14 protein-coding genes and 1 pseudogene are annotated in these 15,605 nt (G+C 64.6%); 12 read left to right on the top strand and 3 right to left on the bottom strand.

From position 1 onward, the window contains the following. The first annotated feature begins 7 nt into the window (after nucleotides 1-7). From nuoJ to HU738_RS13245, 6 genes are all read left to right on the top strand, one after another. Nucleotides 8-508 carry an NADH-quinone oxidoreductase subunit J gene (gene nuoJ, locus HU738_RS13270; protein ID WP_176508637.1) on the top strand — a complete coding sequence of 167 codons (501 nt, stop codon included), beginning with the start codon at nucleotides 8-10 and terminating at the stop codon, nucleotides 506-508. Nucleotides 509-511: 3 nt separating this feature from the next. Next, nucleotides 512-820 (top strand): NADH-quinone oxidoreductase subunit NuoK, encoded by a 309-nt coding sequence (nuoK, locus tag HU738_RS13265; protein ID WP_008096201.1) that lies wholly within the window; start codon nucleotides 512-514, stop codon nucleotides 818-820. Next, nucleotides 817-2,670 carry an NADH-quinone oxidoreductase subunit L gene (nuoL, locus tag HU738_RS13260; RefSeq protein ID WP_099815219.1) on the top strand — a complete coding sequence of 618 codons (1,854 nt, stop codon included), beginning with the start codon at nucleotides 817-819 and terminating at the stop codon, nucleotides 2,668-2,670. Before nuoK ends, nuoL begins: the two co-directional genes overlap by 4 nt. A 49-nt stretch (nucleotides 2,671-2,719) precedes the next feature. Continuing rightward, nucleotides 2,720-4,252, top strand: coding sequence for an NADH-quinone oxidoreductase subunit M (gene nuoM, locus HU738_RS13255; protein WP_186603536.1), 1,533 nt, complete (start codon nucleotides 2,720-2,722; stop codon nucleotides 4,250-4,252). 7 nt (nucleotides 4,253-4,259) lie between these two features. Further along, nucleotides 4,260-5,729: an NADH-quinone oxidoreductase subunit NuoN gene (gene nuoN, locus HU738_RS13250; RefSeq protein ID WP_176508639.1), complete on the top strand. Its 1,470-nt coding sequence runs from the start codon at nucleotides 4,260-4,262 to the stop codon at nucleotides 5,727-5,729. A gap of 125 nt (nucleotides 5,730-5,854) precedes the next feature. Continuing rightward, nucleotides 5,855-7,903 (top strand): TonB-dependent receptor family protein, encoded by a 2,049-nt coding sequence (locus tag HU738_RS13245; protein WP_186603537.1) that lies wholly within the window; start codon nucleotides 5,855-5,857, stop codon nucleotides 7,901-7,903. Between the two features lie 7 nt (nucleotides 7,904-7,910). Here the strand turns inward: HU738_RS13245 and HU738_RS13240 are convergent, their stop codons facing one another. After that, complete coding sequence (locus HU738_RS13240; protein ID WP_176508641.1) at nucleotides 7,911-8,975, bottom strand: AI-2E family transporter; 1,065 nt, start codon at nucleotides 8,973-8,975, stop codon at nucleotides 7,911-7,913. 129 nt (nucleotides 8,976-9,104) lie between these two features. On the opposite strand from HU738_RS13240, the gene trhP reads away from it, so the two are divergent. The 3 genes from trhP (at nucleotide 9,105) to HU738_RS13225 (ending at nucleotide 13,069) form a co-directional block, all read left to right on the top strand. Then, nucleotides 9,105-10,439, top strand: coding sequence for a prephenate-dependent tRNA uridine(34) hydroxylase TrhP (gene trhP / locus HU738_RS13235; RefSeq protein ID WP_186603538.1), 1,335 nt, complete (start codon nucleotides 9,105-9,107; stop codon nucleotides 10,437-10,439). 79 nt (nucleotides 10,440-10,518) lie between these two features. Next, complete coding sequence (locus tag HU738_RS13230; protein WP_186603539.1) at nucleotides 10,519-12,210, top strand: copper resistance system multicopper oxidase; 1,692 nt, start codon at nucleotides 10,519-10,521, stop codon at nucleotides 12,208-12,210. Continuing rightward, nucleotides 12,203-13,069, top strand: a complete 867-nt coding sequence (locus tag HU738_RS13225) for a copper resistance protein B (protein ID WP_186603540.1) — start codon at nucleotides 12,203-12,205, stop codon at nucleotides 13,067-13,069. The genes HU738_RS13230 and HU738_RS13225 overlap by 8 nt, the downstream gene beginning before the upstream one ends. A gap of 1 nt (nucleotide 13,070) precedes the next feature. Here the strand turns inward: HU738_RS13225 and HU738_RS26205 are convergent. Next, nucleotides 13,071-13,124: pseudogene (locus HU738_RS26205) on the bottom strand (hypothetical protein); the annotation flags it as partial. Here HU738_RS26205 and HU738_RS13220 point away from each other — a divergent pair. The 3 genes from HU738_RS13220 to HU738_RS13210 all read left to right on the top strand — a co-directional run bounded on the left by HU738_RS13220 (nucleotide 13,099) and on the right by HU738_RS13210 (nucleotide 15,024). Further along, on the top strand, nucleotides 13,099-13,512 hold the full coding sequence (locus HU738_RS13220) for a DUF411 domain-containing protein (RefSeq protein WP_367616168.1): 414 nt from the start codon (nucleotides 13,099-13,101) through the stop codon (nucleotides 13,510-13,512). The pseudogene HU738_RS26205 and the gene HU738_RS13220 overlap by 26 nt on opposite strands. Continuing rightward, nucleotides 13,512-13,949 carry a YqaA family protein gene (locus tag HU738_RS13215; protein WP_186603542.1) on the top strand — a complete coding sequence of 146 codons (438 nt, stop codon included), beginning with the start codon at nucleotides 13,512-13,514 and terminating at the stop codon, nucleotides 13,947-13,949. Before HU738_RS13220 ends, HU738_RS13215 begins: the two co-directional genes overlap by 1 nt. 76 nt (nucleotides 13,950-14,025) lie before the next feature. Then, the gene (locus tag HU738_RS13210; RefSeq protein ID WP_186603543.1) at nucleotides 14,026-15,024 is read left to right on the top strand and encodes an alpha/beta fold hydrolase; all 999 of its coding nucleotides are present in this window, start codon (nucleotides 14,026-14,028) and stop codon (nucleotides 15,022-15,024) included. On the opposite strand, the gene HU738_RS13205 is transcribed toward HU738_RS13210, so the two are convergent. Beyond that, nucleotides 15,021-15,602 carry a DinB family protein gene (locus HU738_RS13205; protein WP_186603544.1) on the bottom strand — a complete coding sequence of 194 codons (582 nt, stop codon included), beginning with the start codon at nucleotides 15,600-15,602 and terminating at the stop codon, nucleotides 15,021-15,023. The genes HU738_RS13210 and HU738_RS13205 overlap by 4 nt on opposite strands. Between the last annotated feature and the right edge of the window lie 3 nt (nucleotides 15,603-15,605).

The following is a 15,605-nucleotide window of genomic DNA, read 5'->3' as shown; positions in this document are numbered from 1 at the left end:
CAGAAAGATGGAATTCGCTTTCTACTTCGCATCCGGGATCGCCGTGGTCTCCACCCTCCGGGTGGTGACGGGCACCAACCCCGTGCACGCCTTGCTTTACCTGATCATCTCGCTGATTTCCGTCGCGATGATCTTCTTCGCCCTGGGCGCGCCGTTTGCCGGCGCCCTGGAAGTGATCGCCTACGCCGGCGCCATCATGGTGCTGTTCGTCTTCGTGGTGATGATGCTCAACCTCGGGCCGGCTTCGGTCGCCCAGGAACGGGGCTGGCTCAAGCCCGGCATCTGGGCCGGGCCGGTGATCCTGGCCGCCCTGCTGCTGCTGGAGCTGCTGTACGTGCTGTTCGTCGCGCCGAGCGGCGCGGCCATCAGCGGTACCACCGTCGGCGCGAAAGCAGTGGGTATCAGCCTGTTCGGCCCGTACCTGCTGGTGGTCGAACTGGCCTCGATGCTGCTGCTCGCTGCAGCCGTCACCGCCTTCCACCTGGGCCGCAACGAGGCGAAGGAGTAAATCATGGGTGCTATCCCTCTCGAGCATGGTCTGGCAGTCGCCGGCATCCTGTTCTGCTTAGGTCTGGTTGGCCTGATGGTCCGCCGCAACATCCTCTTCGTGCTCATGAGCCTGGAAGTCATGATGAACGCCTCTGCCCTGGCGTTCATCGTCGCCGGTGCCCGTTGGGTCCAGCCCGACGGCCAGGTGATGTTCATTCTGGTGATCAGCCTGGCAGCCGCCGAGGCCAGCATTGGCCTGGCGATCCTGCTGCAGCTGTATCGCCGCTTCCACACTCTCGACATCGATGCTGCCAGTGAGATGCGCGGATGAACCTTCTCTTCCTGACTTTCGTCTTCCCCCTCGTCGGCTTCCTGCTGCTGTCGTTCTCGCGCGGGCGGTTCTCGGAGAACCTGTCCGCCCTGATCGGCGTCGGCTCGGTGGGCCTGTCGGCCGCCACCGCCGCCTACGTCATCTGGCAGTTCAACGTCGCCCCGCCTGAGGGTGGCGCCTACAGCCAGCTGCTGTGGCAGTGGATGTCGGTGGACGGCTTCGCGCCGAACTTCACCCTGTACCTGGACGGCCTGTCGGTCACCATGCTCGGCGTGGTCACCGGTGTCGGCTTCCTGATCCACCTGTTCGCCTCCTGGTACATGCGTGGCGAAGCCGGTTACTCGCGCTTCTTCTCGTACACCAACCTGTTCATCGCCAGCATGCTGTTCCTGATCCTCGGCGATAACCTGCTGTTCATCTACTTCGGCTGGGAAGGCGTGGGCCTGTGCTCGTACCTGTTGATCGGTTTCTACTACAGCAACCGCAACAACGGTAACGCGGCACTCAAGGCGTTCATCGTCACCCGTATCGGCGACGTGTTCATGGCCATCGGCCTGTTCATCCTGTTCGCCCAGCTGGGTACCCTGAACGTGCAGGAACTGCTGGTGCTGGCACCGCAGAAGTTCCAGGCTGGCGACACCTGGATGGTCCTGGCGACCCTGATGCTGCTGGGTGGCGCGGTCGGTAAATCGGCCCAGCTGCCGCTGCAGACCTGGCTGGCCGACGCGATGGCGGGCCCGACTCCGGTTTCGGCACTGATCCACGCGGCGACCATGGTGACTGCGGGCGTGTACCTGATCGCCCGTACCAACGGCCTGTTCCTGCTGGCGCCGGACATCCTGCACCTGGTAGGCGTGGTCGGTGGCGTGACCCTGGTACTGGCCGGCTTCGCCGCGCTGGTGCAAACCGACATCAAGCGTATCCTCGCCTACTCGACCATGAGCCAGATCGGCTACATGTTCCTCGCCCTGGGCGTAGGTGCCTGGGACGCGGCGATCTTCCACCTGATGACCCACGCCTTCTTCAAGGCCCTGCTGTTCCTGGCCTCCGGTGCGGTGATCGTTGCCTGCCACCACGAGCAGAACATCTTCAAGATGGGCGGCCTGTGGAAGAAACTGCCACTGGCCTACGCCAGCTTCGTGGTCGGTGGTGCTGCCCTGGCAGCCTTGCCGATCGTGACCGTGGGCTTCTACTCCAAGGACGAAATCCTCTGGGAAGCCTTCGCCAGCGGCAACACCGGCCTGCTGTACGCCGGCCTGGTCGGTGCGTTCATGACCTCGCTGTACACCTTCCGCCTGATCTTCATCGCCTTCCACGGTGAAGCCAAGACCGAAGCCCACGCTGGCCACGGCATCAGCCACTGGCTGCCGCTGGGCGTGCTGATCGTGCTGTCGACCTTCGTCGGCGCCTGGATCACCCCGCCGCTGGCCGGTGTACTGCCGGAGAGCGCCGGCCATGCCGGTGGCGAAGCCAAGCACGCGCTGGAGATCACCTCGGGTGCCATCGCCATCGCCGGCATCCTGCTGTCGGCCCTGCTGTTCCTGGGCAAGCGCAGCTTCGTCAGCGCGGTCGCCAACAGCGGCATCGGCCGTGTGCTGTCGGCCTGGTGGTTCGCTGCCTGGGGCTTCGACTGGATCTACGACAAGCTGTTCGTCAAACCTTACCTGCTGATCAGCCACGTCCTGCGCAAGGATCCGGTTGACCGCAGCATCGGCCTGATCCCGCGCCTGGCTCGCGGCGGCAACGTCGCCATGAGCAAGACCGAGACCGGCCAGCTGCGCTGGTACACCGCTTCGATCGCCGTTGGCGCAGTGCTGGTACTCGGCGCTGTAGTAGTGGCAGCGGTATGACCATGAATTTTGCGAACCTTGCGACTCTGCGAAAGGAAACCAACCCGTCATGATTTTGCCTTGGCTGATCCTGATCCCCTTCATCGGCGGCCTCCTGTGCTGGCTGGGTGAGCGCTTCGGCGCCACCCTGCCGCGCTGGATCGCGCTGCTGACCATGTCCCTGCTGCTCGGCATCGGCCTGTACCTGTGGGCCAACGGCGACTACACCCTGGCGCCCGCTCCGGGTGGCGAGCCTGCCTGGGCCCTGGAATACAAAGTCCAGTGGATCCAGCGCTTCGGCATCAGTATCCACCTGGCCCTCGATGGCCTGTCGCTGCTGATGATCCTGCTCACCGGCCTGCTCGGTGTGCTGTCGGTACTGTGCTCCTGGAAAGAGATCCAGCGCCACGTCGGCTTCTTCCACCTCAACCTGATGTGGATCCTCGGCGGCGTGGTCGGTGTGTTCCTGGCCCTGGACCTGTTCCTGTTCTTCTTCTTCTGGGAAATGATGCTGGTGCCGATGTACTTCCTCATCGCGCTCTGGGGTCACAGCTCGGCAGATGGCAAGAAGACCCGGATCTACGCGGCGACCAAGTTCTTCATCTTCACCCAGGCCAGCGGCCTGATCATGCTGGTGGCGATCCTGGGCCTGGTGCTGGTCAACTACAGCAACACTGGTGTGATCACCTTCAATTACAGCGACCTGCTCAAGGCCGAGCTGCCGGCCGGTACCGAGTACCTGCTGATGCTGGGCTTCTTCATCGCCTTCGCGGTGAAGCTGCCGGTGGTGCCGTTCCACTCCTGGCTGCCTGACGCTCACGCCCAGGCGCCGACCGCAGGTTCCGTGGACCTGGCCGGTATCCTGCTGAAGACCGCGGCCTATGGCCTGCTGCGCTTCGCCCTGCCGCTGTTCCCGAACGCCTCGGCCGAGTTTGCCCCCATCGCCATGACCCTGGGCCTGATCGGTATCTTCTACGGCGCCTTCCTGGCCTTCGCGCAGACCGACATCAAGCGCCTGATCGCCTTCTCCAGCGTTTCGCACATGGGCTTCGTGCTGATCGGTATCTACTCCGGCAGCCAGCAGGCCCTGCAAGGCGCGGTGATCCAGATGCTGGCCCACGGCCTGTCGGCTGCCGCGCTGTTCATCCTGTCGGGCCAGCTGTACGAGCGCCTGCACACCCGTGACATGCGCCAGATGGGCGGCCTGTGGCACCGCATTGCCTACCTCCCAGCCATCAGCCTATTCTTCGCCGCCGCGTCGCTGGGCCTGCCAGGTACCGGCAACTTCGTCGGCGAGTTCCTGATCCTGATCGGCAGCTTCGTGCATGTACCGTGGATCACCGTGATCGCCACCACCGGCCTGGTATTCGGTTCGGTGTACTCGCTGATCATGATCCACCGCGCCTACTTCGGCCCGGCCAAGGCCGACACCGTGCTGGCCGGCATGGACGGTCGCGAGCTGGTCATGGTGCTGGGCCTGGCGGTACTGCTGATCCTGCTGGGCGTGTATCCGCAGCCGTTCCTCGACACCTCTGCCGCCACCATGACCGGCGTGCAGCAGTGGCTCGGTTCCGCTTTCACTCAACTCGCTTCGGCCCGGTAAGAGCGCTATGGAATTCACCACTCAACACTTTATCGCATTGGCGCCGATGCTGATCACCACCGTCACCACCGTGGTGGTGATGCTGGCGATCGCCTGGAAGCGCAACCACTCGCAGACCTTCCTGCTGTCCACCGTGGGCCTGAACCTGGCCCTGCTGTCGATCCTGCCAGCACTGAAAGTCGCGCCCTTGGCGGTGACCTCCCTGGTCACCATCGACAAGTTCGCCTGCCTGTACATGGCGATCATCCTGGTGGCCACGCTGGCTTGCGTCACCCTCGCCCACGCCTACCTCGGCGAAGGGTCCAAGGGTTTCCCGGGCAACCGTGAAGAGCTGTACCTGCTGCTGCTGATGTCTGCCCTCGGTGGCCTGGTGCTGGTCAGCGCCAACCACCTGGCCGGCCTGTTCATCGGCCTGGAGCTGCTGTCGGTACCGGTCTACGGCCTGGTGGCATACGCCTTCTTCAACAAGCGCTCGCTGGAAGCCGGCATCAAGTACATGGTGCTGTCGGCCGCAGGCTCCGCCTTCCTGCTGTTCGGCATGGCCCTGCTGTACGCCGACGCTGGCAGCCTGACCTTCGACCAGCTGGGCAAGGCCCTGGCCGCCACCAGCATGCCTAGCCTGCTGGCCCAGCTGGGCCTGGGCATGATGCTGGTCGGCCTGGCCTTCAAGCTGTCGCTGGTACCGTTCCACCTGTGGACCCCGGACGTGTACGAAGGCGCACCGGCGCCGGTCGCCGCGTTCCTGGCCACCGCCAGCAAGGTTGCGGTATTCGCCGTGGTCGTGCGCCTGTTCATGCTCTCCCCCGCTGCCAGCAGCGGCGTGCTGAGCACCGTCCTGGCAGTGATCGCGGTAGCGTCGATCCTGATCGGTAACCTGCTGGCACTGACCCAGAGCAACCTCAAGCGCCTGCTCGGTTACTCGTCCATCGCCCACTTCGGCTACCTGGTCATCGCCCTGGTCGCCAGCAAAGGCCTGGCCCTGGAAGCCATGGGCGTGTACCTGGTCACCTACGTGATCACCAGCCTCGGTGCGTTCGGTGTCATCACCTTGATGTCGTCGCCTTACGCCGGCCGTGACGCCGACGCCCTGTACGAATACCGCGGCCTGTTCTGGCGCCGCCCGTACCTGACCGCAGTGCTGACCGTGATGATGCTGTCGCTGGCGGGCATCCCGCTGACCGCTGGCTTCATCGGCAAGTTCTACATCATCGCCACCGGCGTCGAATCGCAGCTGTGGTGGCTGGTCGGTGCGCTGGTGATCGGTAGCGCCATCGGTGTCTACTACTATCTGCGCGTCATGGTCACCCTGTACCTGGTCGAGCCGAACCTGCGTCGCCACGACGCCCCGCTGAAGTGGGAACAGCGCACCGGTGGCGTGATGCTGCTGGCCATCGCCATCCTCGCCTTCGTCCTCGGTGTATACCCGCAGCCTCTGCTGGACATGGTCCAGCACGCCGGCCTGCAACTGCTGGGCTGATCACTCGGCAATACGCAAAACCCCGCCTCGGCGGGGTTTTTCTTTTTCCGGTTCCACAACGAAAGCTGTGCTTCGTCTGACACTTGCAGCGTCAGAATCCCGCTTATCGATCTGGAACCCCTGAAATGCGCCCCACCCTCCCCCTTTCGCTGCTGGCCCTGCTGGTCACCAGCGCCGCCCAGGCCGCTGGCAGTATCGAACTCGACCAGGTACTGATCGAAGATCAGCAACAGACCGAACTGGAGACTGCCGCCGAGCGTCTGCGTGAGATCCCAGGCGCCAGCAACCTGGTCGACATGGACAAGGTGGGGCAAGGACGGGTGGCCAGCAATCAGGACGTGCTGGCCTATCAACCTGGCGTGTTCGCCCAGTCCGCGGGTAATGACGGCATCAAGTTGTCGATCCGCGGCTCGGGCATCAACCGTGCACCTGGTGCCCATGGTTCCGGGGTCTACACCCTGTTCGACGGCCTGCCGCTGACAGGCCCGGGCGGTACGCCCTACGAGCTGTTCGAACCCCTGTGGCTGAGCCGTGCCGAAGTACTGCGCGGGGCCAACGGTTTCGATCAAGGCTCGCTGGCCCTGGGCGGGGCCATCAATTACGTGACCCATACCGGCTACGACGCCGCGCCACTGCAGGTGCGCTACGAAGCCGGCAGCCGCGGCTACCGGCACCGTCAGATCAGTTCCGGGCAAGTACTGGGCAACCTCGATTATTACGTGGCCCTGACCGACTCGGAGTACGACGGCTATCAGGACCACAGCAGCGGCAGCTCGAAAGGCATTGCCGCCAATGTCGGCTACCGCTTCAACCCGAACCTGGAAACGCGCTTCTACCTGCGCTACCGGGAAACCGAAAACGAACTGGCCGGGCGCCTGACCAAGGACCAGATCAAGCATGACCCTCGCGCTGCCAACCCAGGCTACCTGTCGCGCAACGACAGCCGCCCGCAACCGGGCAGCACCTGGGTGGGCAACAAGACCACCTTCTTCCTCGACGATGACTCACGCCTTGAAGCCGGGCTGGTCTATCACGACTACCCGATGGACCTGCGCGAGGGCGCCATGCGCCTGAAGGTGGCCTACACCGATGTCAGCGGCACGCTGAACTACTTCCGGCGTGACACCCTGCTTGGCCATGAGAGCAAGACCACCGTTGGCTGGCGCACCACCAAGCACCTGCCCAACAGTGGCGCCTCGCAGTTCTCCCGGATCAACGACGTGGTCGGCGCGCGCACGCGTGACTTCACCTACCAGGGTTCGGACACCGTGCTGCACCTTGGCAATGATCTGGAACTGGTCCCCAATCTGTGGCTGACCACGGGCCTTGCGATGATCTATACCCGCCGTGAAAGCGATGTGACTTACCCCGCCGATGGCGGCAAAGTCAGCCAGCATGCCTGGGATTACGCCCCGCGTGTGGGCCTGCGTTACGACATTCGCCCGGACCTGCAGGTTTACGGCAATCTCAGCCGCTCGGTGGAGCCGCCGCACCCGTGGTCGCTGGTCTGGAGTGCACCGGTAACCAATCAGCCCATGAAGATGCAGAATCAGACCGCCACCACTCTGGAACTGGGCGCCCGCGGCGACTCGGCGCTGGGGCATTGGGATCTGGCCTGGTACTACTCGCAGGTACGTCACGAACTGCTCAACGTGGAAGTCGTGCAAGGCTTGCCGTTCAAGGAGTTCAACGCCAGCCCCACCGTCCACCAAGGCGTCGAAGCCGGCCTGGACAGCCTCCTCTGGGAGCAACCCGGCACGGGCAAGCTGAGCCTGCGCCAGGCCTACACCTTCAGCGACTTCCACTACCGCGACGACGATACATTCGGCGACAACCGCCTGCCCGGCATCCCCATGCACTACTACCAGGCGGAACTGCGTTACGACTGGCCGAGCGGGTTCTACGCCGGGGTCAACACGCAGATGGCGTCGCAGGTGCAGGTCGACTACGCCAACAGCTACCACGCCGACGCCTACGCCGTGCTCGGCGCGCGGCTGGGCTGGGATTCGCCGAAGCAGGACTGGCAGACCTGGCTGGACCTGCGCAACCTGACCAACCAGCGCTACGCGGCGACCGTTACGCCAGGGTACAACGATGCCGGCAAGGACGTTGCCCGCTCGACACCGGGCGAAGGCTTCGGCGTGTATGCCGGGGTTTCGTACAGCTTCCGCTGATACCGTCTCAGGACGGTAACTGCACCTGCGGCTTGGCCGCCGCGAAGATCGCCCAGCTGGAAACGAACAACGCCGCAATCAACGGCCCGATCACGAAGCCGTTGAGCCCGAATACCGCCAGCCCGCCCAGAGTGGACACCAGGATCAGGTAATCGGGCATCCGCGTGTCCTTGCCCACCAGGATCGGCCGCAGCAGGTTGTCCACCAGGCCGATCACCAGCACGCCGAACGCGGTCAGGATCACCCCTGGCAGAATCGCCCCGGTCAACAGGAAGTAGGCTGCCACCGGCGCCCAGACAATTCCCGCGCCGACCGCCGGCAATAGCGACAGGAACGCCATCAGTACCGCCCAGACCAACGCACTGGGGATATCCAGCACCCAGAAGATCAAACCACCCAGTGCACCCTGGGTGATGGCCACCAGCACATTGCCCTTGACCGTGGCCCTTACCACCCGGTTGAACTTCAACTGCAGGCGGCGCTTCTGGTGTTCCGGCAACGGCACGGCCAGGCGCACCCGGCGCGCCACATCGGCCCCCTCGCGCAGGAAAAAGAACAACAGGTACATCATGATGCCGAAGCTCACCACAAACTCGAAGGTGCCCTGGCCAAAGTTGAATGCCTGGCTGGCCAGCACCTGGCTGCCCTGGGTGGCCCATTTGGTGATCTTGTCGCGCAGCCCGTCCAGGTTGCCCATGCCCATGCGGTCCAGACCGTGTTGGGCAAAGGCCGGGAGCATGTCCTTGCCGCGCTCGACGTAGCCGGCGATGTCCAGCTGGCCACTCTCGATTCGCTGGTACAGCGTGGCGCCTTCCTGCACCAGCAAGGCGCTGGTGATGATCACTGGCAGCACGGCCACCAGCAGGCACACCAGCACGGTACAGGCCGCCGCCAGGTTGCGGCGGCGGCCGAAGCGGATCAGCAGGTGACGCTGCAACGGCGCGAACAGGATGCCGAGAATCACTGCCCAGAAGATGGCGCCGTAATACGGCAGCAAGATCCACACGAAGGCGATGGTCACCAGGGTCAGGAGCACGGCCATGGCTTTGTTCTGCAGGGCGTCTTGGTTCATGGCAACTCCTCAGGGGTCATGGTCATTAGTGCACGCCACCTGGGCAAAAGTGCCACCCTGCCGTTGATTCAAATCAATACGACGGCCCCGGCCAGCCGCTAGCATCCGCGCCTTTGCCCCGGTGCGCCCATGACCCTACCTGCCAAGCCCGAACTGCTTGCCCCCGCCGGCAGCCTCAAGACCCTGCGCTATGCCTTCGCCTACGGTGCCGACGCGGTCTACGCCGGCCAGCCGCGTTACAGCCTGAGGGTGCGCAACAACGAATTCGACCACGCCAACCTGGCGCTGGGCATCAACGAGGCACATGCCCTGGGCAAGCGCTTCTACGTGGTGGTCAACATCGCGCCGCACAATGCCAAGTTGAAGACCTTCCTCAAGGACCTGGCACCGGTGATCGAGATGGCGCCCGATGCGCTGATCATGTCCGACCCCGGGCTGATCATGCTGGTGCGCCAGCATTTTCCGCAGATGCCGGTGCATCTGTCGGTGCAGGCCAATACGGTCAACTGGGCCAGCGTGCAGTTCTGGCAACAGATGGGCCTGAGCCGGGTGATCCTGTCGCGTGAACTGTCGCTGGAGGAGATCGAGGAAATCCGCCAGCAGGTACCGGCCATGGAGCTGGAAGTGTTCGTTCACGGCGCATTGTGCATGGCTTACTCCGGCCGTTGCCTGCTGTCGGGTTACCTGAACAGGCGCGATGCCAACCAGGGTACTTGCACCAATGCCTGCCGCTGGAAATACCAGGCCACCCCAGCCACGGAAAACACCACCGGCGACATCGTCCGTGAGGTCGAGCCGACCCTGGGCCTGGGCGCGCCGACCCAGCAGGTGTTCCTGTTGCAGGAGAGCAATCGCCCAGGCAGCGAGATGCCCGCCTTCGAGGACGAGCATGGCACCTACATCATGAATGCCAAGGACCTGCGCGCCATCCAGCACGTCGAGCGCCTGGCGGCCATGGGTGTGCACTCGCTGAAGATCGAAGGGCGGACCAAGAGTCACTTCTACTGCGCCCGGGCCGTGCAGTCCTACCGCAAGGCCATCGACGACGCAGCAGCCGGAAGGCCGTTCGACATGGGCTTGATGGACAACCTCGAATCGCTGGCCCAGCGCGGCTATACCGAAGGCTTCCTGCGTCGCCATGTGCACGACGAATACCAGAACTACCTGCGTGGCAACTCGCTGTCGGAGCGCCAGCAGTTCGTCGGCGAGCTGACGGGATTGCGCGTCGATGGCCTGGCCGAGGTCAAGGTCAAGAACCGCTTCGCCCTGGGTGACCACCTGGAGTTGATGACCCCGCGTGGCAACTACCACTTCGACCTGCACCGCCTGTTCGACCGCCAACAGCACGCGATCGATGTCGCGCCCGGCGACGGCCATGTGGTGTACCTGCCGATTCCCGAGCAGGTTGCGCTGGAGTACGGCCTGCTGATGCGCGACCTGGGCGATGCCGAACAGGCTGCCTGACAAGGCTGTAATCTGCGCCTCAGCCAGCTGACAGGCGCAACCGGCGAGGATCGTGGCTCCCCACGCATGAGGCCACGCCATGTTGCGCAACCCCACACGCCGCACCTTCGTCAAAGGCCTGGGCGCCGCCACCACACTGGCCGGCCTGGGCCTGTGGCGGCCGCTGGCCCAGGCCAGCGATGGCCGCGAGCTGGCCGGCCAGCACTTCGAGCTGTCGATTGGCCAGACGCCGGTCAACATCACCGGCCGGCCACGCACCGCGCTGACCATCAATGGCAGCCTGCCCGGCCCGCTGCTGCGCTGGCGCGAAGGCGACACGGTGACCCTGCGCGTGCGCAACCGTCTCGAACAGGACACCTCGATCCACTGGCACGGCATCCTCCTGCCGGCCAACATGGACGGTGTACCGGGCTTGAGCTTCGCCGGCATCGCCCCGGGTGGCGAGTACCTGTACCAGTTCACCCTGCGCCAGAGCGGTACCTACTGGTACCACAGCCATTCCGGCCTGCAGGAGCAGGCCGGGGTGTATGGCGCGATCGTCATCGAGCCACGCGCGCCCGAGCCGCATGCCTACCAGCGCGACCATGTGCTGCTGTTCAGCGACTGGTCCGACCAGGCACCCGAAGCGTTGCTGGCGACCCTGAAGAAACAGTCCGACGCCTTCAACTACCACAAGCGCACACTCGGCGACTTTGTCACCGACGTTGCCGACAACGGTTGGGGCGCTACCGTCGACGAACGCCTGGCCTGGGCGCGCATGCGCATGAACCCGACCGATCTGGCCGACATCAGCGCCGCCAGCTACACCTACCTGCTCAACGGCCAACCCCCGGGCGGCAACTTCACCTGCCTGTTCCAGCCCGGCGAAACCGTGCGCCTGCGCCTGATCAATGCCTCGGCAATGACCTACTTCGACTTTCGCATTCCGGGCCTTACGCTGACCGTGATCGCCGCCGACGGCCTGCCGGTGACACCGGTGACCGTGGACGAACTGCGTATCGCGGTGGCCGAAACCTACGACGTGCTGGTGACCGTCGGCGACCTGCCCGCCTACACCCTGTTCGCCCAAAGCATGGACCGCAGCGGCTACGCCCGCGGCACCCTGGCCCGTGCCAGCGGTCTGCAGGCAGCGGTGCCTGAGCCTGACCCGCGCCCCGTGCTGAGCATGGCCGACATGGGCCACGGCCACATGGCTGCGATGGATCACGGCAACATGGCCGGCATGGACCACGCCAGCATGAGCAGCATGCAAGGCCACCCCGCCAGCGAGTCCGGTAACCCGCTGGTGGATATGCAGACCATGGCCCCTCGCGCCAACCTGGCCGACCCCGGCATCGGTCTGCGGGACAACGGCCGCCGGGTGCTGACCTATGCCGACCTGCGCAGCCCCTACCCGGACCCGGATGGCCGCGAACCTTCACGGGATATCGAGCTGCACCTGACCGGGCACATGGAGCGCTTCGCCTGGTCGTTCGACGGGGTCAAGTTCAGCGATGCCGCACCGTTGCGCCTGGCCTACGGCGAGCGGGTGCGCATCACCCTGGTCAACGACACGATGATGACCCACCCCATCCACCTGCACGGCATGTGGAGCGATCTGGAGGACGAACACGGGCGCTTCCTGGTGCGCAAGCACACCGTCGACATGCCGCCTGGCAGTCGCCGCAGCTACCGGGTCACCGCCGACGCCCTGGGTCGCTGGGCCTACCACTGCCACCTGCTCTACCACATGGAGACCGGCATGTTCCGCGAGGTACGGGTCGATGAATGAGATCAGCAACCGGCGCCTGATCACGGGCGTCGCCCTGGCCGCGTTGCTGGCCAGCGAACGGGCCACGGCCACCAGCATGGAGCACATGGACCATGGCGCCATGCCGATGGACCACAGTCAAATGAACCACGGCACAGCCCCAAGCCAACCCCGCACACCGCTCCCCGTGCTGACCGACGCCGACCGCCAGGCCGCCTTCCCGCCCCTGCCCGGCCATCAGGTGCATGACCGCGCCGTCAATTGGGCGGTGATCGTCGATCAGCTGGAATACCAGAACTTCGAAAGCAGCAACGCCCTCAAGTGGAACGCCACGGCCTGGGTCGGTGGCGACATCGACCGCCTGTGGCTACGCACCGAGGGTGAACGGCAACAAGGCAAGACCCACAAGGCAGAGTTGCAAGCGCTGTGGGGCCACGCGATCAGCCCCTGGTGGGAGCTGGTCGGCGGCCTGCGCGAGGATTTCAAGCCGGCCAACGGCCAGACCTGGGCCGCCTTCGGCATCCAGGGCACCCCGCTGTATGGCCTGGAGCTGGAAGCCACCGCCTATGCCGGCGAGCGACAACAGAGCGCACTGCGCCTGGAGGCCGCTTACGCTATCCTGCTGACCAACCGCTGGATCCTCGAGCCGAACCTGGAAGCCAACTTCTACGGCCGCAACGATGCCGGGCGCGAACAGGGCGCGGGGCTTGCCGACAGCGAAGTCGGCCTGCGCCTGCGCTACGAAATCAGCCGAGGCTTCGCGCCCTATGTCGGGGTAAGCTTCGAGCGCCTGCACGGCAACCGCGCCAGCCAGGCCCGTGAGGACGGCGAAGACCTCGGCCAGACCCGTCTGGTGGCAGGCATTCGCCTGCGTTTCTAAGGAGTTGTTCGACCATGCTGCGTAAACACCTGTTCACCTTTGGCCTGCTGGCCATCACCAGCCTGGCGCAGGCCGCCGAAACCATCGATGTCTATCGCGACCCCAACTGCGGCTGCTGCAAGGCTTGGATCAGCCACCTTCGCGACAATGGCTTCACCGTCAACGACCACGTCGAGCCGAACATGAGCGCTGTCAAGCAGCGCCTGGGCGTGGCGCCGCGCCTGGCGTCGTGCCACACCGGGGTGATCGATGGCAAGTTCGTCGAAGGCCATGTGCCCGCCGCGCAGGTGCGCCTGCTCGCCAAGCGCAACGACCTCAAGGGCCTGGCCGTGCCGGGTATGCCCATGGGTTCGCCCGGCATGGAAATGGGTGACCATAAGGATGCCTACCAGGTCATCGGCGTGACCCAGGATGGCCAGGACACCGTGGTCGCCCGCTACTGATGCTGAGCCTTTGGGCGCTGTTTCTCAGCGCCTTCGGTGCCGCCACCCTGCTGCCGCTGCAATCGGAGGCAGTGCTGGTCGGCCTGCTGCTGCGCGAGCCCGACGCCTGGGTGACCTTGCTGCTGGTAGCCACCTTGGGCAATGTGCTCGGTTCGCTGGTCAACTGGCTGCTCGGCCGGGCCATCGAGCACCTGCGCGACCGGCGCTGGTTTCCGTTCAGCGCCAGCCAGCTACAACGCGCGCAACAGCGCTACCAGCGTTGGGGGCAGTGGTCGCTGCTGCTGAGCTGGATGCCGGTGATCGGCGATCCGCTGACGCTGATTGCCGGCATCATGCGTGAACCGTTCTGGCGTTTTCTGCTGCTGGTGACCCTGGCCAAGGGCGGGCGCTATATCGTCGTGACGATGATTACCCTGGGCTGGTTTCATGCCTGGTAACACCTTTAACGTTTAAGGTGGTCCACTGACTGCTACAGTCGCCAATTCCTACATGGTCCTACATGGAGTGCCCCCCATGCTGCGCGCAACCGCCCTGGCCCTGGCCTGCCTCGTCGGCGCCCCGGCCATCGCTGCCGAATCGCCCACCTACGGCAAACAGCTCGAAGGCTTCACCTACCCTCACCCCCTCCAGCATTTCGACTTCCAGTCCCAGGGGCAGTCCCTGCAGATGGGCTACATGGATGTGCCAGCCCAGGGCCAGGCCAATGGCCGCAGTGTGGTGCTGATGCATGGCAAGAACTTCTGCGCGGCCACCTGGGAGACCACCATCGACGCCTTGAGCCAGGCTGGCTACCGGGTCATCGCGCCAGACCAGATCGGCTTCTGCACTTCAAGCAAGCCGGCGCAGTACCAGTACAGTTTCCAGCAGCTGGCAGTGAACACCCATGCCCTGCTCGAACAATTGGGCATCAAGCAGGCCATCGTGCTCGGCCACTCCACCGGCGGCATGCTCGCCACTCGCTATGCGCTGATGTATCCGCAGCAGGTCGAGCGCCTGGCGATGGTCAACCCGATCGGCCTCGAGGACTGGAAAGCCCTCGGCGTGCCCTACCGCACGGTGGATCAGTGGTATGCCCGCGAGCTCAAGCTCGATGCCGAAGGCGTGCGCGAGTATGAGCGCAAGACCTACTACGCGGGGCGCTGGAAGCCTGATTACGAGCGTTGGGTGCAGATGCTGGTGGGCCTGAACAAGGGGCCGGGGCATGAGGCGGTGGCGTGGAACTCGGCGCTGATCTACGACATGATCTTCACCCAACCGGTGTATCACGAATTCAAGGACCTGAAGATGCCGACCCTGCTACTGATCGGTGACCAGGACACCACGGCGATCGGCAGCGACATCGCCCCGCCTGAAGTAAAGGCCAGGCTGGGCAAGTACAAGGAACTGGGGCCGCAAGTGGCCAAGCTGATTCCACACGGCGAGCTGGTGACCTTCGAGGGCATGGGGCATGCGCCGCAGATCGAGGAGCCGCGGCGCTTCAACCGGACACTGGTGGAGTGGCTCGGGCGCTAGCCCTTCCAGACCTGCGCTTCGCTCCAGCCGAGTTCGGCGAAGTCCAGGGCGCGCAGGTCGGCCTCCTCTTCACAGAAAAACTCATCCAGCTGCGGCGGCCGCACCGCTGTGTCACTGAGCATCGCATGCACCTGCCCACGGTGATGGATCTGGTGCTGGAACACATGCGCCAGCAGGCGCAAGCGCTGTTCGCGCTGGATCCGCCCAGGCCGCACGATGCTCACGTAGCGCGCCAGCTGATCGTCCTGCAACTGCCTGCAATAGGCGATCAGCCGGTGGTCGGCCTGGGCCTGCTCGGCATGCAGGTCGGTACAGGTGGCAAACGGTTGCTCCGGCTCGAAAAAGCGCTCGCCGTCAGGGTTCGGCGTTTCACCGCGCTGTTCGCACTCGAGCATGTCCAGATAGAACCAGTCCACCGTCAGCAGGTGGTTGAGGGTGGCCTTGATCGACGGGAAGAAGCTGCAACGGGGGGCGACGAACTCATCAAAGGTCAGTTGCAGGCAGGCTTTGTACAGGCGGTGGTTGGCCCAGCCATTGTTGTAGGCCTGGGTCAGCAGATGATGCGACAGCGGCTGCATGAT

Source organism: Pseudomonas vlassakiae, from assembly GCF_014269035.2.
GTDB lineage: Bacteria > Pseudomonadota > Gammaproteobacteria > Pseudomonadales > Pseudomonadaceae > Aquipseudomonas > Aquipseudomonas vlassakiae.
Note: the sequence above shows the minus strand (reverse complement) of the source record. Positions and strands in the feature narration are given on the sequence as shown.